Below are 22094 nucleotides of genomic sequence, written 5' to 3' on the forward strand. Positions count from 1 at the left end.
AATTTCCCGCACATGACGAATTCAAACATCCACGTATTAAATCCTCAACTAAAACTAACATTTCAAGACTTCACAGCAAACGGAAAGCCATCAATCAATCAAAACCTAATTCAAGCCCTGGCGAAACTTCATCAAACAAATACCAGTGAGTTGATGATATACACGGCCCAAAGAAAACGCTTCACTACAAAGATTCAGGTGCATTTCACAAGAGACTTGCTACTAGAACGACACATCAGTATTACAGCACCAGATGCTATACGCATCGAACACGAACACCACTGCTGCTTTGAATTCGACATTACACATAATGGTAAATCCAAAAAAGCTAATGAAGATTATTTGAAGCTACACCTTTGCCGCTTTTTCAAGGTTGTGGTGAATTACGACACTTGGGATTCTTTTACTAACGAAGACTACAGTAAAGCGTATAGGAAATTCATGCCGTACAGGAGCCCTTCAGAAACGGCCATCAAGATTAGCCAAACAGATCTTCTTCAAGGTTTACGCTCAATAATAAAAGACCTTGAAGCCCCGGTCATCAAATACATTCCAAGCGGAGCCGAAGCATTCGCAGATTTAACCCAAGATATAGAAACACGAACACATAAGCTTTACGTTGCAATTGAAAACCCATTAGGGGAATTGCATTGCATGGTCGCAGTGGATGCGGCCACTTGCCAGGTGTTTGCTCACTATCCAAAATCAAACCTCAAAGATATTGCATATTTTTGCAACATCTTCATCAAAGAATCATCCTAACAAATGGTATAATCTATAAAAACAAACTGAACAATTATGCAAAATTCAAAATTATCTACAACTGAAGTATACAAAACTTACTTTAAAATAGAACGCCTCGTTAAATTCATAATACTAAGCTTTGTCATCCTAATATTTTGTTCAATATTTATGAGCCATTCGATGGGCAATTTCAGCTTCATCAATTGGCTAGAGGCAATTTCTCGATCAAATGTCACTCAAGTTATGTGTGGCTCAATTGCTTACATTGCCTTACCAATCACCCTCTCCTACCTATTCATTTACAAAAGAAAAAATCGTCAGGCTTAATGCCTGATTATCTTTATCCTATAAGTAAAATTTCGGCGCTATCAAATGGTATAATTAGAGAAGAAAAAACAAACAATGCCACTATGTTTAAAGCCAGCCTAACTAAAGGTCGAGAGATTCCGATCAATGATTTGAACGAATTGCTTTACAGCAAGACTTTCGACTTCGATCCAAAGCCCAATACACTTGACGAAATCAATAGTGCCAAAAATTACACAGAGCTGAGTAATCCTTTTATCCTCTACAAGTACAACAAAGAAATTGAATTTCTGCTTTTCTTTTCTAACTGCCCAACGCGAAATGACCTAATCAGTGCGCTTATCTTTGACGATTACTCGCAACGATTGGCTAACAAACCTCTCGTTTTTCGTTTGAAGTGGTTCTATGAGAAAGACCTGAAAGGTTTCATAAAGACTCTATACGCTTTTCCTACGGACGCTTTGAACGTCAGTGGCTACAGAGCTAATAGCCGTTGTACGGATCATAGATTCCGAATCAGACATGACTGGGCACAGATTCAAAACGAAGAATCATTAAACAACTTCACTACGAATGAAGAAAACTGGCTGGCCTTTGATGCTTTTCAATTATGCCAATTTTATGAGTGGGCTGAAAACGCTCGACCAAACAGCATTAATGAATACATCGCTTTTTTGCTAAAGAAAAATTATGCACGATACTTTACCCATTACGTGAATAAACCGGAATGGCTTAGATATCCAACAGACTATATGACGGAACACCCCTCACTTCATAAAGACATGCTAATCACTTATGAACCTTTTCTGAAAAGGTATGGGCACCTTTTCGCTAGATACAATGAAACGTATCTGAATAAAAAAGCCAAGTCATACAGAGCCTTTCTAGAGGCTACCAAACCTCAACGAACACTTATGAAAATCCTTTCAATACCAACAAATATAGCGAGACTATTATGACAGACGAATATGATGAAGACGCAATAAATCAAATGATGGCAAACCTAGATACGGGAATAAATGGTGATGATGAAAAAGACATTCCCAATCCGAACGTTGACATCCTAGATCAAATTTTCAACTCTGACCCGCCACCAGAAGATAAATCGTATGCCGGTTTTAAGAAGAAACTAGGCGCACCGCTGGATAAATATTGCACGGCTTTCGACCAAATCATCACAAGCAATTTTCTTAAACAACCAATCGAAACCTGTGCTTCTTTAATGTTCGTCACGAGCATGATTAGAACTTACACAAAAATCAGACCCGGCTCACCCGAATGGAAGATGTGCAATGAAGAGGTAAAGGCATTCGTAAAACACATGGATGACTATTATAGTATTTTTAAGTACACCCAATTCGAAAACAACAAGATCAACACTCACTATGTAGAAAATCTATTCGAGCTGGATAGGATTATTTTCAAGATGGGTTATTCAAAGGTCAAATGGGAATACAGACAACCCATGGAAATCCTAACAATCTGCCTAAAATTTCCAACGAACAAATCAGTGCTAGCCGAGATATTTACAGATTTGCAGGGCGACCTTTAATCGCCTTTCCTGTAGGTGCTTGTCGTATCAAAGATGTAAAGTTCATCGAATAGAACATCTGCATTCTTCTGTAGTTTCTTATCCAAAAAGCTTTTCAAGTCTTCGTCACCCACCAGGTGAGGTGCTTTCAAGGCTTCATGACGAGCTACAGCTAACGGGATGCGCTGATTGTCAGCGAAGTACTGCCCTAGCGTCGAAGCAAGCTTACGCGCAATCACAGCATAAACCTGACCTTCCACATCCTCACGCCCAGCTTCCAGTACCGAGTCAGGCAGATCGATGCACGCAGCGTGGATTACGTCAGTGATGAGCCTTACAAGGCCCCCTTTTGGCGTTACAGCTTCATCAGCTACCAGGGAGAGAATGATCTGACCTTCGTTGCTGGCACCTATACCAAATTCATGATGCACATCCCGAATCAGGGAAAGCGCAATCTCTGCAGACTGTGTACGCACGTCCAGTACGCAGAAGCCCTTACCCGTCAGTAGTACAGAACCCAACCCGTTGGCCGGGGCTGTGGACCCTTCGGCGGTATCAGGCACCACAAGCGTCAAAGACCGAGACGACCGAATCATGGTGCTGATCAAACGTTCTCGACATCTATTGAGGAGTTCAGGCTTCGCCACCAGCTCATCAGCTGCTTTGGAAGCCTCCTTGCTTCTTGGCCTTTGAGCTTGGTTAGGTACGAAGAAGGAGAACAGCCACTTCATCGAAATCATGGTTTGTACCCCCTTTTAACTGCCTCCCGCACCGTGTGGTCGTCTTGCTCATTCTTTTCAAGCTTGTGCATTTCTGAGAGGGTTTTACCTCCAATGATTTTACCCAGTTCAAGTGATACCTCGTGCGTCTTTCCATCTTTTACCTTTTTACCGACAACATTCTTTGAATCATCTGAAATCGACATATCAGCACTTGCTTTTTTTGCATGCTCTTCAAAAGTTGAGAGATTCCCATTACTAGCTAAGACTACGTTTCTGATAGATTTTTCAATTCTTTGCTCTTCACCCATTTTCAGCTCTTGAATATACCTCTCCCCTTTTTCCACCGTTTTGGTAAGGAATGTTGCAGAAAGCTTTTTATCCACCGTCGAACCGGTAACATGCTCACCATCCTTGCTGAACGTAATTTCTAAATTGTGCACACCCGCAAACATTTCACTTTTACTTTCTAAATACTCTAAATCTCCACCGCAAACCTTTAACATCCTCAATGTACGTTGCTCTAAAGCTTCTTGTGCAGTAATAGGTTTAACCCCACCAGTTAAAGGAGGCGCTTGTGAATTCACTGGAGCTGCATTGTTATTAGATTCAATGTCAACTTTGACTGGCTCAACTTTGGGCTTTAACTCATCCATTAGGTATCTGAAATCTTTATCAAGAATGACAATTCTTTTATGGTCTATTCCCTCTTCATGCAACGTCTTAATAACATCAACAAAAAACTTTTCTCGTTCGGTCCTACTCACTAACTTAGCATCTGTCGATAACTCAACTGGTTTTTTCGTATCAGCATAATTATGTCTAGCCTCAAACCTAGCTATCTCTTTAACCCAGGGCGCATTTATATTTGAGTAGAAATTTATGGAGCCCGTTCTATTCAAATCAAAAATTGGCATATTACGCTCATCGGCTATTTTTATTTTGGTGTTCGAAAGCTGAAGAATAGAAAGGTTATACTTCGCCAACAGCACTTTTAGTTCAGCTAAATAGTCTTTCGCTTCTACAAGATCTTGTTCCGGTTCTTGTACAAGCTCAGAGGCGGGAATTCTTTTCAGGTTAATCGTCGCTATCACTTTCTCTTTGAAAGAACCGTCATATTCAGTCAAATCGTAATTTGTTTGGCTGTTACTACCCATGCTGAATGTTTTGGCATCGTCTGCAAACTGTTGCAAAATATCATCACTATATTCCTCCTTGTTTTCAGGAAGGTCTTGGAGAATATTAGGTTTGTCATCTGCATCTTGAAAGGACTGAACAACATCCACTGTATCCTCTGTGAATCCAGTGTCTTTCTTCCCACCAAATACCTCTTTAATTTTATCTATAAACTTCATTTTAGATTTGTTTGTTAATGCTTTAATTATACCATTTCACAGGCAACAAATTATGCGCAAAAAAAAAAGAACCCGTAGGTTCTCTTATTTTTTACATCGAAGGTTTGTTCCTTCGATTGGTTTGCTTCTCTTCTACACTCTGTGGATTAGCGTCAAACAATGCATCAGCATTAGCTGCATTGCGTGGACTGCTAACAGGTGGTTCTTTGAATTGATTATCAGCACTTGAAATATTATTCAATGCACTATACAACCCAGCACCTAACCTTGACCCATCAACAACAATACTATTCAAAGGGAAAGACTCTTTTTCAGTAGCACCATTTATAAATCTTGAAACCACTACGTCTTGATAATCACTAGTGAATGAAATGTCTATACCTTGTCCCTTTAGGTATTCTTTTTGATTTGTGAATTTCGCTACATTTTTCCCTGCTCTGATTATCGCAAGCATGCCTTGCCCTTCAAGAGAATTGAAGACCCTTTTAAACTCATCCTTTTCAGGCATTTTAGAAGTGTCGAACTGGAATTTTTTATCTGGAATTCTTTGACCATCACCTATTTTTGTGACGTTCCAGGTGCTTCCATCTGTCGATAATTGAATTTTTAATCCTTCAGTTCTTTCTATCTCTGCACGCCTATTGAACATATCCAAAATAGTGTCTCCCCTTCTGAACAATCCCTCACCAATAAAAATCTCTTCGATTCTAGTTTTCACCTCATCAGATGGAGTATCGGTTACATTCTGCTTCGCAGGAATCTCATCTTTTGTTTGAACTTCCTTTGGCGAATGTTCAGCTACGGCGGTTGTAGGTTCAACTGGCTTTTCAACAGGCTTGTTTTGACTCACGACATTAACACCAGCTACAGCGGGATCTTCTGGATTAGCTGCCTGTGCGTCTGTTTTGTACTTTTCAAGAATAGAGTTGAATTGCTCGTTTTTTAGGATAATACGGTCGAGACTAACGCCAGAGTCTACCAATGTGCCAATAGTATTCTTAATGAACTGCTCTTGCGCAGCAATTGCTTCTGCAGTCTTTTTAGAATCATCTACCCACACCTCAAGCACCGTGTCTGGCTGATGAAACTTAAATGGAGCTACCGATCTTATAATGTCTTGATTCATCTGACAATTCAAATCGCCCTCAGTGAATCGTATATCACCACCATGCTTTACGCTCACATCAATAGCGCGTTCTTGCCCAACTTTGATGAAGAAAAGGTCTACGCCATCATGAATGTCGTCTTTCTTCTGCATTATTTTTCTATCGTATTTTTTACCTATTTTCAGTAGAGCAGAAACGAATTCATCCACTGGTAGCTGTTCTTCTTCCTCTTCATTAGACAGCTTTGTTAAAGGAACTGCGCGTTTAACATTCACTCCCCCGCTTATTATGCCTTGCTGTGTAGCGATTGGTTCTGGTAACTTCTGAGCAACACCTTTCTTGACAAGCATGTCATCAATATCTTGGATTTGCTTTGCCTTATCTATTTGAACTGCTTGATCTCTTTTTGCCTGTGCCTGCCTTTCTTCTTCTTTTGAATACTTCATATTAGATTTGTTAGTTATATGAACAATTATATCATTTATATTTTTTCAAACACCGCCAAACGAATTGACAACCTTTTTTTCATCGAGTAGCTTCAGGTGATGTTTTTTTAAAACTACCAACACGCACGCAAGGAATGAGTGAATGACTGACAAAGCATCTCAAACTGAATATGAAACCGCCATTGCTGCTGATCTTCACGCAGCTCCTGCGAAAGAGCTGGGCGCAAAGGTTTTGAAGCACCTGCTGTCTGTCACGACTTCATCAGCCTTGACTGACATCCACGCTCAAATTGCCACAGCAGCATCATCGGGCGATGACGAAAAGCTGGTTAAGCTTTTTGAAGAATTGAAAAAGCTGAAAGATGCAGAAAAAGCCAACCTCAAGTCCTTGGCAGAATTGAAGAAAAGCACTTCTTTTGAACGCGTTCTGTTGGCTTTCCAGGACGAATTCAAAGCCTTGGCCTATGATATTTCGCTTGAAGTCATCAAAGGCACACACGTAGCGTTGAAGAACGCCGGTGGCAAAACAAAGGGCACTCGCAAAACTAGCGAGAAAGACCAATCCGACAAGCCGACATTCCACACCGTGACGCACAACGGTAAGTCTGAAAAGCTATTCACCCGCTGGGGCCGTGCTGCTGCGAACCTGACACAAGACGAACAAGTATTCACCTTCTTGGGCTTTAAGATCGTCAAGAATGAGGCGGGCAAGGAAATACTCGATCCGGCAACAATCAAACTTATAGACGGCTCAGAGATTCCAGCTAATCGACCAAACATCGCTAAAGCTATCACTGAAAAAACCGCTTTCGATGGGTACACCATCGCTTGATGGTTCCAAACTGCTAGCATGAAGCCCCGGCCTATCGGGGCTTTTTTTCGTCTGTCATTAGGGACTCACATGGAAGAAGATTTCCCGGAGTATGAGGTTTATCAGCACCACCAACGTCCCACACTGGTAGACGACAAGAGCCATCAAAATCATTGGCGGAATCGTGCCAATGATCTTCATGCCTCTGCAGGTGCCATTTGGCTTTCCATGTCACACGGGCGTGGCCGCGATGCTGCTATGGAGCTTGGGTTAGGTGAAGGGTTCGACATGCACCTTGCCTGTTCCCACGTCTACCACATGCTCTGCGGGCTATCGCTGGAAGTTGCGATGAAGGCGGCGCTTGTTAGCCAAGGAACTACCCCACCAGAGCATCACGACTTGAACCTATTGGCTCATTTGCTTGGTGTGAAGAGAAACCCTTCGCAGAAGAAGATCCTGAATTTTTACCAGCACAGCGTTGTTTGGGCAGGACGCTATCCCGTGCCAGTGAATGCGACTGACGAAAAGCTGATCGACTACTACGAGATGACCAACACCGTTCTGTACAAAGGCAAGACAGTGATTAAGGGCACGACCATCAACATCAAGACCTACTCACCGACTGGGGCAACGTCTTGGGAGCGGTACGACGCTCTCTACAAGAGCTACACCGCCCTGTTCGATCATCGCTACCCAGTCAAGGCCAAATAAAATGAGCGAGTGGGAAGAGTTCTGTGAGTCCCGTGGCTTCTCCACAGGGGAAGACGACTATGAAAAAATCATCAACAGTCTTGAGAAAACTCCGCGCCAAAAATCTTTGAGCCAACCGCCTCCCTGTGATCTTAACCAGGAGGAAGTGAACGCGTTGATCAAGCTTGATGCACACGGCATCCCCAAGCATTCCGAAATATCTCTAATGGTTTGGACGGGCCAAACGGCTGAAATCGGTCAGTGGTCATTGGATGGCATGATCGCGGGTAAAGATGAAGGGCTGATTGTTCGCTTCCGAGAAAAGGACGGTGATTATTTCGCGCCTTTGCTCATGCTCATCGAGGCACTCCGCTCAACGTGCTTACCTCTGCAATTGGAGGACCAGCTTGTTATCTGGGATTCCAAAAACGAGTGCTTGGATAGCTGGCAGGGCATTTTTAAAGAGTCATTCTTGGTCCAACGTACCGATAGCGTTCCCTCGGGACAGGACGATCTGAACATGCTGCACCTTCTGGATCGTGCAAAAGCCGCTGACCATTCTTTAAAACCACTACTGGTAGCAGCCACTGACCTTGAACGGGCGTTGGCCGGTGGAGTTGTTGAGTTCATTGATGGTAGCTCGCTGTCATCAGAAACCCTGTCTGATGCTTTCCTTGTTTACATCACGAGCAAGGGCATACCTGTCAGCAAGCCGCTTCGGTCGATGGGTGACTTTGTGATGGAGCTTCACACACGAAATGGCACCTACAAACTATCAGATGGCAAGGTTCGCACGGTAAACGGCCCCGCTCGACTCACTGCTGGTGCAATCCTTCTCGACAAGGAAACGAAGCACCCAACGTACTACCTGCGGGCCGACCATGGGACGATCTACCAGCCTGTGTACAGAAAGGTTTCCGAGGACGATATCCAGGACCACGACCCGAGCAACATTTTTGCAACTGATGGTGCCCACCCTCTTGAGCTGAACGGAACGCATAGCGCTGATCGGTACGTTACAACACTGGTCTATGCAGAGCGTTACCAAGGCAGTTTATTCAACGGCATAATGGACGAGGATATTTTTCGATAGCGCGAAAAGCATACCATTTACCATCAAGTAAAATACGCCGCACTACACGGATATATAAGAGGTTTTAATGGAATATTTGATCGGCGCAATCGTGGCCGGAATTATCATTTTTGTTGTCTTGGTAAAGTCCAAAACTGACAAATTCAATAAGCTCACACGGATGCACTTTCCGAATTGGTTTGCATTATTTTCCAACAGTCAGATGCCTGAAAATCACGGGATGGCGCGAGCGTTGATCCTTCAAACCTTCCACCTTGCAGAGGAATTCGGAGCCATCACCCCGACCGAGAAACGCGAACTCGACGTCGGATGCATGAAGGAAGATCCTATAGAGATTCTGAATGGGTGGTTGGAGCATGCTTTGCCGGTCGTAAGGAGAGAATTTGGGGATGCTGAAATCGCCACTTCGGAGGCTCGATTAATCGGAGTTTTGATGTTGGTTAGCGTCAAAGGTGTACGTCCAGAACGTGACCTTAACGAATTTCTAAAACGGTTCAATTAGGAACGTCAGCATGGATGAAATTGACCCTCAAGCCCTCCAGTTCAAAGAGGTCTGCGCTTTCTACGGTGCAGCCATGCACATGGCCCAGGTGCTTGAGCATGGGATAGTGAACGCCATCTTCTTCCTGGACTTTTTACCTAGTAAAAAATCCGAATGGACTGACACTGAATACGAAGAGTTTTTTGACGGCAATTTCTCCAAGACGTTTGGCGCGCTGGTCCATTCCTTGAGACAAGTGATGACCGTACCGCAAGCCTTTGATGACCTGATTCGCAGATCCAACAAGCGCCGCAACTACCTCGCCCATACTTTTTTCCGTGAAAACATGGACGTGCTTTACGCGGGTGGTTTTGACGAAATTGTCACCGGACTAAACGATGACATTGAGTTGTTCCATGAGACAGATACAGCACTCACAGCCATCCTTGAACCCTTGTGGATAGAGAACGGTTGGACCATAGAACGGATTGAAGTCGAGGTTGAGAAATACCAAGCTGAATTGCGTAGGTCCAAGCCGGACGAGGTGGTCTGATGATCAGAAGCAATGGTGATGATTCCTTCCGTGCTTACCTCACTGCCGGAACCGAAAACCTAGACGAGATCCTTGAAGCTGGCTCTCCGTTCCTGAGCATGATGGACGACCTCGATTCGTTCCTGAATCAGCATGTGAGCGGCCCGAACGTCGAGATCGATAATCAGATAATCCACCTATTGCGCATCAACGCCCGTTTTCTTTTGATGACCGGGTTTCGCATTGGCCTGACAGGCCACGTTTCAGGGATTTTCCCCATTCTACGCACGGCACTGGAAACCGCTTGTTACGCACTGCTGATGTCGAAGAACGATTCCTTGTGTGACATATGGTTAGGTCGTAACAGCTCACCAGAGGACTTCAAAGCCTGCAAAAACGCTTTCAATAAACCTATGAAAGACGCTCAAAAACTCGTGGATGAGCATGACCCTGTACTGGGTGCCTGGATGTATGCGCTATACGAAAGCACCATCGACTTTGGCGCACACCCCAACGCCAAGACCGTGACTCTTCACACTAGAATCACTGATGATGAACAGGGTATGACTCTGATAGAGAATGTTGGCTTATATGGGGTTAAAAATTATGGGTACGAATGCGGCCTATTTACTTGCATAGAGATGGGATTAGCCACTGCTATGGTTTTGTCCATGACACACGACAAGGTGACTCATGAGGCTGTACAGGCTCTCCAGGCCCTCAATGAAAGGAAGAACGAGCTGGAAGATATGATGTGCAAACGAAATGCTTAAAGGGTTTGAATCAGCTCCCGGCACGCCGAAAGCTGACGCAGACAACCGGCGTTATTTATTCTGATGAGCCACAATCAGCCTTAAATTCTTCCAGCATATCTTGAGAAACAGGAGTCTGCACTCCAGTCTCATCTAATTCTTCATTCACCTCTCTCACTTTCTGAGCGACGCATTCTGCTGGGTTTATGACGTGGTTATCATTCTTAATCTGCCGATTTTCAGACTTTTCTATATAGGGCTCATCAGTGCCAACTTTTAGTAAAGGCGCTCGCACACCGTTGGTAATGATGGAATAATAACCGTTGTAATAGTATTTACCAGATTGCTTACCGTTTTCCCATACCAGGTCATATTCCAATACACCATCTCGCCAAAGTTTTTCAACACCCGATTTCTGTCCATTTGTGAGCTGAACTTCCGACAGGGGCTGTTTCTTTTCATCCCACATCTTATTCAATCCATCAGGTTTTCCATTTACCCAATGAAGATCTGCGTATTGGAAACCGTCCTCCAACCAACGTTTCTCAGCACCTTGTTTATTACCCTTTAAGAACTGCGTCTCATTGTATTTTTTTCCATCTCTATACGCACACGATTCAGTCCCATCTCTCAGACCTTCCTTGATTTCGGTCCGACAGCTGCCGTAATTCACAGGTGAATTATAAAGAGGAACGTTATTAGCGATACCAGAAAACGGCTCCTTACTGTTAACTTTGTAATAAATACCTTTGACGCTTTGTAACTCTTTAAAGTCAACTTCGTCAGCACCACAACCACTGAGCAAAATGGTAATCAACGTAAAAGAAAGGGGTTTGATAAGGACATTCAACCTTGCAGACATTTTCTCATCCATGGGCTTTGTTAATTTCGCTGATAATAAGCTGGAACCGCCATGAGCAGGAAGCACATTGCCATCAACACTCGCTTACCATCCATTTTTCGTTGATCAATTTCTGATCAATTATGTTGCTACAGGTGTAGCCGTTCGGCTACACTTGGTTCATGAACACAATCATCACTACGCATGAATTTGATAACTGGCTGAAAGGTCTGAAAGACGTACAGGCACGTCTACGGATCGTTTCTCGGATCTTGAGTGCAGAGGCGGGTAATTTTGGTGACTGTGAGCCGGTGGGCGAAGGCATAAGCGAAATGCGGATCTTCGTCGGGCCGGGATACCGTGTGTACTACACGCGCCGTGGCGAGGTCGTTTACCTGCTACTGTGTGGCGGCAATAAGTCATCACAGAAACGAGACATCAAGCTTGCCAAATCCATCCTCGATGAGATCGAGCAAGGAGACGTAAAATGAGAGAACTCAAAGCATTTGATGCATCCCAATACCTCACCAACGAGGACGAGATTGCTCAATTCCTGACCATTTCTTTGGAAGACCCAAACCCTGACGTGTTCCTTCGCGCCTTGCAAGAAGTTGCCAAGGCCCGTGGTATGTCGCAGTTGGCCCGTGATGCAGGCATGAACCGTGAGAGCCTGTACAAAGCGTTGGCACCAGGTGCAAAGCCCCGGTATGACACAGTGTTGAAGCTCGTGAATGCATTAGGGGTGAAGCTGACGGCACAGCACGTTTAGGCTCGATACCCTCCCGGACTGACCGGGAGCATGAGTAAATATAAAACCTCCTAAAAGGAGGCTTATTTTTTAATATAAGATTGTTATTTATACCTAATTTTACAATCCTCGTATATTTTATTATTTAGCCTCTCATAACTTAAAAGAGAAACTTCAGCAACATCTAGAGTACGAATGGATTCCTCATCGCACTTTATCAAATTATTGTTACACGAATTATCATTATACAGACCCTCTATGAATGCCGGAAACCTCCATGGGAGGTGCCCATAGCTTATAGAAATATCTAAAAAGTTTTTCAGCGACCTTCTAAAGCAGCAAGCAAAAACAAACGAACCATCCTTTCTTGATAAAATCAGATCTTTACGAAACCTAATAACATCCGAAGTGACATTTTTATCAGGCTCTTTGATTTCCAGCTCTGAAACTTCTGCTTCAAATCCATATTCTTCAAGCAGCCTCAAAAGAAAACAAGGAACATAAAAGGACTTAGCATATATATATTCAGAGTACCCTAAAACCCGATCCTTCTTAACCTCAAATTGATAACCATAATTTTCAGCTTTGATCCTTCGGATACTAGCAATTACCTCTACCAATTCTTCTCTTACTGATTCAGAATATGAGCTAAAAAATTCTGTTTTCAATTTAGTATATTCTTTAACTGAATTTTCTAACCAGTCATATTCAAGACCGTTTATAGCAAAATCATCATTTGAATCAATGCAGTCATCCTTATTATTCTTTGCGTCTATTGGATCTTCTTCAATAAGGAATGAAAAATCTAGATCGTCATTTTGCATTTCAGCAACTGGCTGAGAACTTTCAGGTAACGCACCTTTATTTTTTGTAGCTTTTCTTTTAGTCATAAATGGATAAATAGTTATACAAACAATTATACCATTTGATAAAACCAAACCACCATTTAGGAGGCTGACAATTCAATTTCTTTTAAATATTTTATTTGTTTATGAGTTATTACCGTTTCTCCGCGAAACATCTGCACCTCTTTGTCCTTGAACCTTCTCACAGCGATTCCTACGTCTTTGACCACATCCCAGCTAACCACTGAATCTAGTTTTACATCATAGTAGTCTAGAGAAATTACAGTTTTCCCTGAATAGTCTTTGTAAGATAAGCCAAATGCGCAATAACCGTATTCACGGGCTATATGCCTTAAAGAGTCAATCAACCCTTCAAAATGCGTTAGATATTCTTCATCAGATTTGAATTTAATTTTACTCATGGTAAATATAGTTTTGTTTATGAGTCAAATTATACCAAACGGAAAAAGCAAAAATCACCGTTAAGGATTTTTTACTTAAAAATAATTCAGTCTTTAACAACACCAATTAGCAAGGTTAGATCGAATGCTAATCGTTGAAACCCTTCCTCTACCATTTTATAACCGCTGGTAAGCTCACGGTCGTAGGAAGTGTTATAGGCTATAAATCGACACTCATCGGTTTGGAAGCATTCAGAAAAGTTAATCTCAAGATTATACTTAACAAATTCAGCTTCATCTTTTGCCGTATTTTCTTCAATACTGCTAAACACATCGATCTGAGCCATTAGCTCAACAAAGGTAAATGAATGAGGTAGGCAGGACCGCTTCTGGCAAAGCTGAACCATTTTCTTCTGTGCTTTTTCGGTAAGCACTTCGCCTATATTGAAAAAATCTAATTTACCGAGACGCTCATAGTGCATCATTGAGTGGTATAGATTTTCGCTTTCGAGAGTTTCAATGTTCAGCGCCCGGAATAACAGCGAACCATCAGGCTCCATGTGCGTATTATTGGTATTAATATAGACTGGATAGGTTGCGGACTTCACCATCAAAATATAGGCAAAATCCAAAGCGGCTTTTTCCACAGGTGAATTGAATTTAAGATTCATCTGAAAATTCCTTTTATGCTTCAATCACCTAGGCTTCACTGTTTTTTGCTACACAGCCTATCTCTACTTGTTCATGTAATCGACTTAATCAGATACTCGCCTTTATTCTTCACATTGCCAACGTCTTTTGAGACGGGATACCACTCAAAATCTTCTGCAGGTTCGCCAAGGTCGCGGGCGATTTCCTTTGCCCGATCCTTCGTCAGACCTGGGGAAAGCCATTCCCGCGCAAGCTCGGGAGAAAGAACCACTGGCCTACGGTCATGAACGTCTACCATGCCCCCGGCTGCATCGGCAGTAATGATTAAAAAGCCCGGTGGCTCATCAGGTAAAGGACCTGGCTCTACCTGGGCCAGTCCAGCGAAGAACATAGGCTTGCGAGTCTTCAACCTGATGAAGAACGGTTGCTTCTTCTCATCACCAGGTATCTTGACCCATTCATACCAGCCGTCCGCTGGGATCAGCGCACGATGGTCAGGGAAAAGAGTTTTATAGAACCGGCCTCGCGCTATGGTTTCGATTCTGGCATTGATCGGCTGTACAACCTTCGGCTTCGGCCAAGACACCTCGCGCTTCCAACCCCAATGCACGGGCGAGATCTGCGGGCCGTCAGGCTCGGCGTGAATGACAGGAACGTCAGTGCTGGGAGCGATGTTGTATCGGCCAATGGGCGTCTTATCCACCTTGGCGAACAGATCACCTTGGGGGTCGAGTTCCTGCACATACTCATCAAGGCTTCTGAACATCACGAATCGACCACACATAAACCTTCTCCTTCAATCACAGCTTGGGAATCTCGCCTGTGGCTTCAGCAATCGTTGCTAGGGTTTCTTCCATCTCGCCTATCTGGTCTTGAAGCTTCATGAATGACAGGTGAATTGAGTCATCCACATCGACAGTCTGCCTGCCCCGGAGAGCATCAACCTCGATCTCAGCAACAGATTCCAATTCAGCGACCGTTGCACGTAACACACGAAGCTGATCGAAGATCCCAACGAGCAATGTCTTGCTGTCCTTGCTCATCAGTCCCACCCGAGCTTTTTGATCTCTCGCCGGTAGGGCGTATCGATCTGTTCAGGAACGTTTTCCATATACGCCTTGGCGTGTTCCAACGTCTTTCCATCCAAGGAGATCAGGTACGAAAGCACATCATCGAGAGAGGGTATCAAACCTTCAACATCTTCAAATCGTGGAGGCAAGTCAGTCCAGATTACGGCGTCCAACTGACGGTCAGCAGCCCACTTTCCAAGGACTCCTACCGTGGAGCTAGTGATAGTTAAGACGCCAACACCATCAGCTCTGTCATCAGGAATTTGCTCACGCTTACGGTAGTAGCTGGCACGAGGCTCAGCAAAAATCTAGCGGGAAAAATCGCAAGAGACATGAGTCAGCAGGCAAGGAATTTGAGTGGCACTTGATTCTTGAAGTAGGCAACACTCGTACTACACGTTCCAGAGGAGATCATCACGTCAAATCACTCGATTAGCCGCCACTAGCCATAACACTTCTAACAAAGAAGGCACCACAGGGCCTGTTTACACGAGTGGTTTATGCGGTCATGTCTTGAGCCAAGACTCAACCACATCGGTGCCGTGCTCGGTTTTCCATTGTTTAAGCTGCGTGTGATTGCCACCTTTTGTTTTGATGACTTCGCCTGTGTGTGGATTATGGTATTGCTTTGTTTGACGCGCGCGGCGCGTGCCTTTTGCCGGAGCAGAAATACCAACTGGAGCCTGACGACTCGCAGCATTTTGATCGAGGAGAGCGATAATATTACGCAAGCTATAGCTATACTCACCCAGCAACCCGCGCAGCTTTCGCTCGAATTCGATTTCGCGTTGCAGTCCGGAGTCACATTTCATTGACTCCAAAGCTGCCAGTTGTTCGGCCAGATACTTTCTAATTCACGAACTCTGCCAATTTGGACATATGCATCTCCTAAATAAGATGTTCTCAACTAGTAGCACCACACCGACCTACGCCCAATAATGAGGCCAGGCCGGGTAGCGCTTCCTCTAAAGTCGGACCAGCACCCGATGTTTTCGCCGTCGCCCAGCAATCGGTAACAAGTAGCCGTTCACGCGATGGGTGCCTGACAAACCAGAAGCGACTCATTGCAACCGAGCGGCTCAATTACTTAGCTGATTGGCGAACCGACTCACTGCGCCGACGACTTGCCGTGCGCCATCTTGGATCTCGACAATCACCGAACCTGCCTCATTGGCAAGGCTTAGGCCCTGCTCGGCCTGGCCCCTGCTGCTGGTAACACTGCGCACCGCTTCGTCTACCAACGCCTGGTTCTGCTGGACCACGCTAACGATTTCCTCAGTTGCCGTACTGGTACGCCAGGCTAGTTGGCGAACTTCGTCGGCCACCACTGCGAAACCCCTACCCTGCTCGCCAGCGCGCGCGGCCTCTATGGCCGCGTTGAGGGCCAGCAGGTTGGTTTGCTGAGCAATGCCGCCTATGGTCTGCACGATAGAGCTGATCAGCAGCGATTGCTTGCCCAGAGCTTCGATGCCGCCCGAGGCTGCTTGCATTTCTTCTGAAATCTTTCGCATGGTCTCCACTGTGTCTTGAACCACTGCGGCGCCGCGCTGAGCACTGAGGTCAGTCTTTTGGGAGATTTCAAAAGCAATGCCTGCTGCGGCGCTCACCTCGTTCTCGCGCTCGACCTGATCCGTGACCACTGTGGCGAATTTCACTACCTTGTAGAGGTTGCCCTCGGCGTCATACACCGGGTTGTAGGTGGCTTCGAGCCAGACCTCTCGGCCGTTGCTGTCAACGCGCTTTAAACGACTGGCGACGAATTCACCACGATTAAGGGCTGCCCAGAACTCCTTATATCGGCTGGATGCAGATTCCTGAGCTGTGCAGAACTTGCTGTGGTGCTTGCCCTTGATTTGCCCTAAGGCATAACCCATACCGCGCAGAAATTGATCATTTGCGGTCAATACATACCCGCTCAAGTCAAACTCGATGACCGCCGTGGACCGTAGCAGGGCTTTGATGATCGCCTCGTTCTCCCTGCCACTTTCAGTACTATCGGTGACATCGCTGGCATATCCCTGGATATGACTCAGCCTGCCGTCCACGTCCCGGATCGGTTGCCATACGATCCTCAACCAGAATAAGCGGCCGTCGCTGTGCAGGAAGCGGTAGGTCCCACTTACCGGATCACCGCTGGCCACGGCGGAGCGAAAATTGCGCGAGCACGGCACTTGAGTCTCGTCGACCGGGACGATCTCCCTCATGAGACGGCCGCTTAAGGCTTCGGCGTCGTAGCCCAAGGTCTGACTGAACAGTGCGTTGCTGGCGACTATGCGAAATTCTGGATCCAAGGTGATGGAGAGCATTACCTTATCCATTCCCGCGTGCAGTTGCCGCAGTGTTGCCAGTTCATCGTGTTGCGCCTGGATTATCTTCTTCAAATGGGAATTGAACATAGCGGCACCGTTGCAGATTAATGCAAGTTGTTTTCTCTATCAGCCTGAAAGGCCATGGTTTATCGGACATTGCGCAGACTACGCTAACCGTTTACAACGCTGGAAGCTCTTGGCCGGACTTACGTTTAGGGTTGTACGCTTTGCCCCCACAGAGTTTCTACCTCTATAACTTAAACTGTTTAAGGCGGTCGTTTAATCCGTTAGCAAGATCGGCGAGCCCCTGCCCGGAGCTGTCCGTTTGTTCGGCGCGTACCGCCGATAGTGAAGACAAATCTCTAATTCGAACCAAGCTTCGGTCCACTTCACGAGCAACCTGCGTCTGCTCTTCACAGGCACTGGCAATCGAGGTATTGCGCTCATCTATGGCAAGTGCTGAAGCGGCAATGGATGAAAGTGCTGCGCTGGCCGACTCGGCCTGTTCCTTGGTACGTTCGGCCTGTGTGCCACTGCGTGCCAATGCGGCGACTGTGTCTTGGCTACCTTTTTGCACATGTCCGATCATACTTTCGATCTCGCGCGTGGAATCACTGGTGCGATGCGCCAGTCCACGCACTTCGTCTGCCACCACGGCAAATCCGCGACCGGCCTCGCCTGCTCGCGCAGCCTCAATGGCAGCATTCAGTGCAAGAAGATTGGTTTGCTCTGATATGGAACGGATGACTTCCAGCACCTTGGTTATCTCAGATGCTTTGACAGCCAGTTGTCGTGCCTCATTGGATGCTTCGGCCACATTGTCCGTCAGATCTTTAATCGACGTCACCGTCATCCTCAGCTCTTCCTGCCCAATCCGGGCTGATTGCGCCGAAGCTTTTGATTCTTCGGAAGTCGACACTGCGTTGCGGGTAACCTCCTCTACAGCTGCGCTCATTTCAGTGACTGCCGTGGCAGCCATTTCAATTTCATTGTTCTGCACTAACAGATCACTATTGCTGCTGCGCATGAGTGCCGACATTTGCTCAGTAGCAGTGGCAAGCTGGTCTGCAGTCGCGTCGACGTGACCCAGGATGCTGCGAAGATTATCTCGCATTCTGACCATCGACTGCAGAAGCAGAGCTGCCTCATCTCTGCCGGACTGGTCCACTGTCGAGCCCCTCAGATCGCCGGATGCGATAGTTTCAGATACCGCTAAAGCCTGGCCAATTGGGCCAGAGAGGCTAGCAGTTAAACGCCAAGCCAAAAGAAGAGTAATCACTACAGACAACCCCATGATGATGTAGCACACGCGCTGGGCAGAGTCATAAGCAGTACTGGCTCTAGTGATGGACGTGTCTTTTGAACCGTCGTTCAGCTTCTCCAATTCCTCAAGGTCAGCGATGATTGGTTTCGCAACTTCCGCCATGTCGGTCCATGCCAACGTTCTGCTTCGATCTAATTGGCCCCCTGCTACAAGCGAAGAGAATTCAGCAGCATAATCACGGTATACCGCGAAGTCCTTCGCTATAGCATCTACGAGCTCTTGCTCGCGGCTGGACTGGATGACAGATCTATACTGCTTCAGCGATTGGAAAAACTTATCGATGCGTAGGTTGAGCTCGTCGCGTTCGCTGGCCGATTCGTCAGGGTTGCGTGTCGATAGCATTTTCATCACTGAATAGCGGGTGTCGGCAAAAGCTAAATTTATGTCATCTCCTAGCGCAATACCGGGTAGGGAATGGTTCTCGATTTCCAAACCTGCCTCACGAATTTCGTACATCTGTTTCAAACTGAAAAAACCGAGCCCTAAAATAAGAAACACCATAACCGTAAAACAGGCCAAGGTGCGTCTAGCAATTTTCAACCGCCTAAGAAACATAAGAACCTCTGTGCGACGTTAGGGTAAGCGCAAGGGCGCTTAGGGTTTTTTAGGTCGACCGGAAGCGGCCGAATGCAACCTGCGGCGCACCCATCACTGGCAGCCGTGTATGGATATATCACCAACCTCAACCTGCATTGCGGCGATTACGCGCGCATCGGCGAGGCGAAGATGGCGGTGGTCGACGTAAACTCGTTCTGGGTCTTGAAAAACGTCCTTCTCCATACTCAAACTAATACGAAGCTGATAGCACCCAGGTTTGCATTCGGGGATAAAGTAGATTGGTTATCCGGACGTCCAGTCATAACTACCATGGAGAAAGCCTAGAGCGGTCCAGAGTGGCAATGCTACATCACTCGCTAGATAGAACTTCAAAAAAAACGCAGGATTTAAGAAAAGCGCAAGAAATGTTCCTTAACGCCCCGACTATACGGAAAAAAATGTAGTTCGATGCAACTGCGGTATTGAGAGCTATTACCTGTTTCGGCTTGAGGCTACTGTCTCGCTGCTATGACCAGCTGTGAAAGACTTACTGATGTGGTCATGAAAAATTCGAATTGCACTGGCTTCTAAAAGAAGCTGGAATAAATTCTTCCAGCCTACGGCATATCCGGAAGCTGCGCCTAGATAGTCTGCGGACCAAACTTTCCAGCCATTGCGGCACCGCCAATGCGTATGCTTAAGATTAAGTGTAATGTTAATGTTAGATATCACTCTCTGTGTTACTGCTGACCGCTACACGATTTCTACCCTGCTGTTTGGCTTGGTAGAGCGCTTTGTCTGCCCGCGCAATAGTGTCGGCGAATGTCGAATCACCTTCCTGGTACATAGCAATACCCAAGCTGAGCGTGACGTCTATATTTCGCACTATCAAAATGAAGGGCTCTGCAGCTACCTGCTGCCTTAGGCGTTCGGCCAAAATTTCCGCTTCATTGATCAAGGTGTGGGGCAACACGATCAAAAACTCTTCTCCGCCCCAGCGTATAACGCCGTCGCTTTTGCGCATCACCTTTGTCAGGCGCTCTGCCAGCGACTTCAACACGGTGTCGCCCGACTCATGGCCGTACGTGTCGTTGACGTGTTTGAAATGATCTATATCGGCAATCAAAACACTGTATTGGCGTTTTTCAGCAGTTTCAGTATGCAATCGCTCGAGCATCCGACTCCCTCCTCGGCGATTAGTTAGCCCGGTCAGAGTGTCGGTTTCGGCTTGACGGTGGAGGTGCAGAGCAGCTCGCTCGCCAGCCATAGCGATGTAGCCAAAATAAATCAGTATGCTTGCGATCTGGTCGAAAGTCATGGACATGACAGCACTGCTTTTAGCGTCCGCAGCGAGTTTACCCATTAGTATTAGGACGCCGGAAATCGTCAATATGAACGTATAAACCGCGAAGGCCAAAGCCACCACATACTGGGAAATAATACGTCGGTCAGGCGAGGCGAGTATTTCATAAAATGGGAAGGAGGCCAGCAGCGCGGCAGCTAGATACAAAAAAGGCATCATCACTTCAGCGGGTGCGCCGAAATGAATACCAAGTATGTAAATTATGCTGGGGGTAGGGCTAATAACCCACCAGGAAAAATGTGCTGACCGCCCATAAAAGAGCCGCAAGCCAGTCCATGAGGCTAGAAGACTGATCACGAACACAGTCATAGCGAGCTGTTGGAGCACCAACGATGGCTTGACCACCTCACCGTAGGGCCCATCAATGAATGCGCCTATACCTGAGCACATTAAAGCGACGCACCAGTGCCAAAGATAGCGATCCCGGGGCTGGCTTATTAGCAAAACCCCAAAAATAAAAAGAATAGTTACGCGACTGATTGTACTGGTAAAGTAGAGCGTTTCAATTGAGAGCATGGTTCATCCTTTGAATCCAGATTTATGCATATCGACAATGAGTAATCGGATTGAAAGTGGATCAGAATCGGTACCCTACTCCTCCCCCTACGACCAGCGTATTCATCGAAACGGTTGAGTTAAATCCCTGACCCTGGAATTCATATTTTGGACTTATTACATAACGCAGACTGGTGCTCAACGTCCAATATCGACTCAGACGGTAATCAAGCCCAGTGCTCATTATCCCACTGGTAATTTCACGCACTTCGAATTTCGGAATTCCGGCAGCCGGTTTTACATCACGCGTCCAAGTATGATTTAGGCCTAAGCCCACATAAGGGCTCCATTGAGCATTTGGATAAAAGTGATACTGCAACGACATTGATAACGCAATTTGGGAAATGGAACCAACCTTGAAATCCCCTATTCGAGATCCCTTAATTCGATATTCACGATCGAATGGTCCGCCTTGGAATTCAACCACCCAATTCTCTGTGACAGAGTAACTGAGGTCTATACCAATCTGTCGCGTTCGTGGAGTTTCCAGATTACCACCGATTGTGGAAATTTCCGACGCGAGTTCAACGGGTATGATCTCCAGTGCCATTACTCTTAACAACCATCGGTCATTAATTCCTGCTTGTATTTTACTTTGCACGTCTTCATAAGCGAAAACTGAAGCACTAAAAGTCATCAGACTCGCAAATGATACAGTACTCCACGTGCATTGAAGGTGTCTAAGAATCATTCCGTTATCACCTATATAGTGACGCCAATAAGCGAGCGAACATTGGTCGGCCGGTCAATAGCGCGCTTAGGTCATAATGCCGAATACATGAACGACCGCGAGCTTCATGCTCTGGCGATCGCTACCCTAGATCAAATGTCTTTTTTGGGCCGAAATCGGCCGGCCATGGCCGGCTACTTTCCACTCAAAGCAG

At 45.9% G+C, this 22094-nt stretch carries 24 protein-coding genes and 2 pseudogenes; 12 read left to right on the forward strand and 14 right to left on the reverse strand.

Annotated features, from left to right (window positions below; translation table 11 throughout):
• The first annotated feature begins 12 nt into the window (after nt 1–12).
• From PspS35_RS24390 to PspS35_RS24400, 3 genes are all read left to right on the forward strand, one after another.
• Complete coding sequence (locus PspS35_RS24390; protein WP_133244082.1) at nt 13–762, forward strand: hypothetical protein; 750 nt, start codon at nt 13–15, stop codon at nt 760–762.
• 308 nt (nt 763–1070) lie between these two features.
• The gene (locus PspS35_RS24395; RefSeq protein ID WP_159937119.1) at nt 1071–2009 is read left to right on the forward strand and encodes a hypothetical protein; all 939 of its coding nucleotides are present in this window, start codon (nt 1071–1073) and stop codon (nt 2007–2009) included.
• Nucleotides 2006–2602 carry a hypothetical protein gene (locus tag PspS35_RS24400; protein ID WP_159937120.1) on the forward strand — a complete coding sequence of 199 codons (597 nt, stop codon included), beginning with the start codon at nt 2006–2008 and terminating at the stop codon, nt 2600–2602. The genes PspS35_RS24395 and PspS35_RS24400 overlap by 4 nt, the downstream gene beginning before the upstream one ends.
• Here the strand turns inward: PspS35_RS24400 and PspS35_RS24405 are convergent.
• The 3 genes from PspS35_RS24405 to PspS35_RS24415 all read right to left on the reverse strand — a co-directional run bounded on the left by PspS35_RS24405 (nt 2599) and on the right by PspS35_RS24415 (nt 6207).
• The gene (locus PspS35_RS24405; protein ID WP_159937121.1) at nt 2599–3321 is read right to left on the reverse strand and encodes a hypothetical protein; all 723 of its coding nucleotides are present in this window, start codon (nt 3319–3321) and stop codon (nt 2599–2601) included. The two genes, PspS35_RS24400 and PspS35_RS24405, sit on opposite strands and share 4 nt — an antisense overlap.
• Nucleotides 3318–4655 (reverse strand): hypothetical protein, encoded by a 1338-nt coding sequence (locus PspS35_RS24410; RefSeq protein ID WP_159937122.1) that lies wholly within the window; start codon nt 4653–4655, stop codon nt 3318–3320. The genes PspS35_RS24405 and PspS35_RS24410 overlap by 4 nt, the downstream gene beginning before the upstream one ends.
• Before the next feature lie 91 nt (nt 4656–4746).
• Nucleotides 4747–6207: a hypothetical protein gene (locus tag PspS35_RS24415; RefSeq protein WP_159937123.1), complete on the reverse strand. Its 1461-nt coding sequence runs from the start codon at nt 6205–6207 to the stop codon at nt 4747–4749.
• 142 nt (nt 6208–6349) lie between these two features.
• Between PspS35_RS24415 and PspS35_RS24420 the strand changes: the two genes are divergently transcribed.
• The 6 genes from PspS35_RS24420 to PspS35_RS24445 all read left to right on the forward strand — a co-directional run bounded on the left by PspS35_RS24420 (nt 6350) and on the right by PspS35_RS24445 (nt 10587).
• Nucleotides 6350–7039 (forward strand): hypothetical protein, encoded by a 690-nt coding sequence (locus tag PspS35_RS24420; protein WP_108538251.1) that lies wholly within the window; start codon nt 6350–6352, stop codon nt 7037–7039.
• A 69-nt stretch (nt 7040–7108) separates the two neighbouring features.
• Nucleotides 7109–7729 (forward strand): HEPN domain-containing protein, encoded by a 621-nt coding sequence (locus tag PspS35_RS24425; RefSeq protein ID WP_159937124.1) that lies wholly within the window; start codon nt 7109–7111, stop codon nt 7727–7729.
• 1 nt (nt 7730) lies between these two features.
• The gene (locus PspS35_RS24430; protein WP_159937125.1) at nt 7731–8801 is read left to right on the forward strand and encodes a hypothetical protein; all 1071 of its coding nucleotides are present in this window, start codon (nt 7731–7733) and stop codon (nt 8799–8801) included.
• Nucleotides 8802–8868: 67 nt separating this feature from the next.
• The gene (locus PspS35_RS24435) at nt 8869–9303 is read left to right on the forward strand and encodes a hypothetical protein (RefSeq protein ID WP_057021762.1); all 435 of its coding nucleotides are present in this window, start codon (nt 8869–8871) and stop codon (nt 9301–9303) included.
• Nucleotides 9304–9313: 10 nt separating this feature from the next.
• Nucleotides 9314–9835, forward strand: coding sequence for a hypothetical protein (locus tag PspS35_RS24440; RefSeq protein ID WP_159937126.1), 522 nt, complete (start codon nt 9314–9316; stop codon nt 9833–9835).
• Nucleotides 9835–10587, forward strand: coding sequence for a hypothetical protein (locus tag PspS35_RS24445; protein ID WP_159937127.1), 753 nt, complete (start codon nt 9835–9837; stop codon nt 10585–10587). The genes PspS35_RS24440 and PspS35_RS24445 overlap by 1 nt, the downstream gene beginning before the upstream one ends.
• 55 nt (nt 10588–10642) lie before the next feature.
• Here PspS35_RS24445 and PspS35_RS24450 read toward each other — a convergent pair whose 3' ends face one another.
• A complete protein-coding gene (locus PspS35_RS24450; protein ID WP_159937128.1) occupies nt 10643–11494 on the reverse strand; it encodes a hypothetical protein in 852 nt (283 codons plus the stop codon).
• A gap of 95 nt (nt 11495–11589) precedes the next feature.
• On the opposite strand from PspS35_RS24450, the gene PspS35_RS24455 reads away from it, so the two are divergent.
• A complete protein-coding gene (locus tag PspS35_RS24455) occupies nt 11590–11898 on the forward strand; it encodes a type II toxin-antitoxin system RelE/ParE family toxin (RefSeq protein ID WP_056788882.1) in 309 nt (102 codons plus the stop codon).
• Nucleotides 11895–12176: an addiction module antidote protein gene (locus tag PspS35_RS24460; protein ID WP_159937129.1), complete on the forward strand. Its 282-nt coding sequence runs from the start codon at nt 11895–11897 to the stop codon at nt 12174–12176. The genes PspS35_RS24455 and PspS35_RS24460 overlap by 4 nt, the downstream gene beginning before the upstream one ends.
• Before the next feature lie 83 nt (nt 12177–12259).
• On the opposite strand, the gene PspS35_RS24465 is transcribed toward PspS35_RS24460, so the two are convergent.
• From PspS35_RS24465 to PspS35_RS24500, 8 genes and pseudogenes are all read right to left on the reverse strand, one after another.
• A complete protein-coding gene (locus tag PspS35_RS24465) occupies nt 12260–13045 on the reverse strand; it encodes a hypothetical protein (RefSeq protein ID WP_159937130.1) in 786 nt (261 codons plus the stop codon).
• Between the two features lie 56 nt (nt 13046–13101).
• A complete protein-coding gene (locus tag PspS35_RS24470) occupies nt 13102–13422 on the reverse strand; it encodes a hypothetical protein (RefSeq protein WP_159937131.1) in 321 nt (106 codons plus the stop codon).
• Between the two features lie 86 nt (nt 13423–13508).
• Entirely contained in the window at nt 13509–14072 is a 564-nt protein-coding gene (locus PspS35_RS24475; protein ID WP_159937132.1) for a hypothetical protein, read from the reverse strand.
• A 71-nt stretch (nt 14073–14143) separates the two neighbouring features.
• Nucleotides 14144–14836 (reverse strand): SOS response-associated peptidase family protein, encoded by a 693-nt coding sequence (locus PspS35_RS24480; RefSeq protein WP_159937133.1) that lies wholly within the window; start codon nt 14834–14836, stop codon nt 14144–14146.
• A gap of 16 nt (nt 14837–14852) precedes the next feature.
• A complete protein-coding gene (locus PspS35_RS24485) occupies nt 14853–15095 on the reverse strand; it encodes a hypothetical protein (RefSeq protein WP_159937134.1) in 243 nt (80 codons plus the stop codon).
• A gap of 533 nt (nt 15096–15628) precedes the next feature.
• Nucleotides 15629–16001 (reverse strand): annotated as a pseudogene (locus PspS35_RS24490) (histone-like nucleoid-structuring protein, MvaT/MvaU family).
• 200 nt (nt 16002–16201) lie between these two features.
• Nucleotides 16202–17518, reverse strand: a complete 1317-nt coding sequence (locus PspS35_RS24495; protein ID WP_159937135.1) for a PAS domain-containing methyl-accepting chemotaxis protein — start codon at nt 17516–17518, stop codon at nt 16202–16204.
• Nucleotides 17519–17681: 163 nt separating this feature from the next.
• Complete coding sequence (locus PspS35_RS24500) at nt 17682–19310, reverse strand: methyl-accepting chemotaxis protein (protein WP_159937136.1); 1629 nt, start codon at nt 19308–19310, stop codon at nt 17682–17684.
• A 55-nt stretch (nt 19311–19365) separates the two neighbouring features.
• Between PspS35_RS24500 and PspS35_RS24505 the strand changes: the two are divergent.
• Nucleotides 19366–19514: pseudogene (locus PspS35_RS24505) on the forward strand (efflux transporter periplasmic adaptor subunit); the annotation flags it as partial.
• Between the two features lie 499 nt (nt 19515–20013).
• Here the strand turns inward: PspS35_RS24505 and PspS35_RS24510 are convergent.
• Together PspS35_RS24510 and PspS35_RS24515 are read right to left on the reverse strand one after the other, a co-directional pair.
• Nucleotides 20014–21171 (reverse strand): GGDEF domain-containing protein, encoded by a 1158-nt coding sequence (locus PspS35_RS24510; protein WP_159937137.1) that lies wholly within the window; start codon nt 21169–21171, stop codon nt 20014–20016.
• A gap of 61 nt (nt 21172–21232) precedes the next feature.
• Nucleotides 21233–21901, reverse strand: a complete 669-nt coding sequence (locus tag PspS35_RS24515) for an OmpW family outer membrane protein (RefSeq protein WP_268934839.1) — start codon at nt 21899–21901, stop codon at nt 21233–21235.
• Between the last annotated feature and the right edge of the window lie 193 nt (nt 21902–22094).

The sequence above is a fragment of the Pseudomonas sp. S35 genome (assembly GCF_009866765.1).
In the GTDB taxonomy this organism is placed as follows: Bacteria; Pseudomonadota; Gammaproteobacteria; order Pseudomonadales; family Pseudomonadaceae; genus Aquipseudomonas.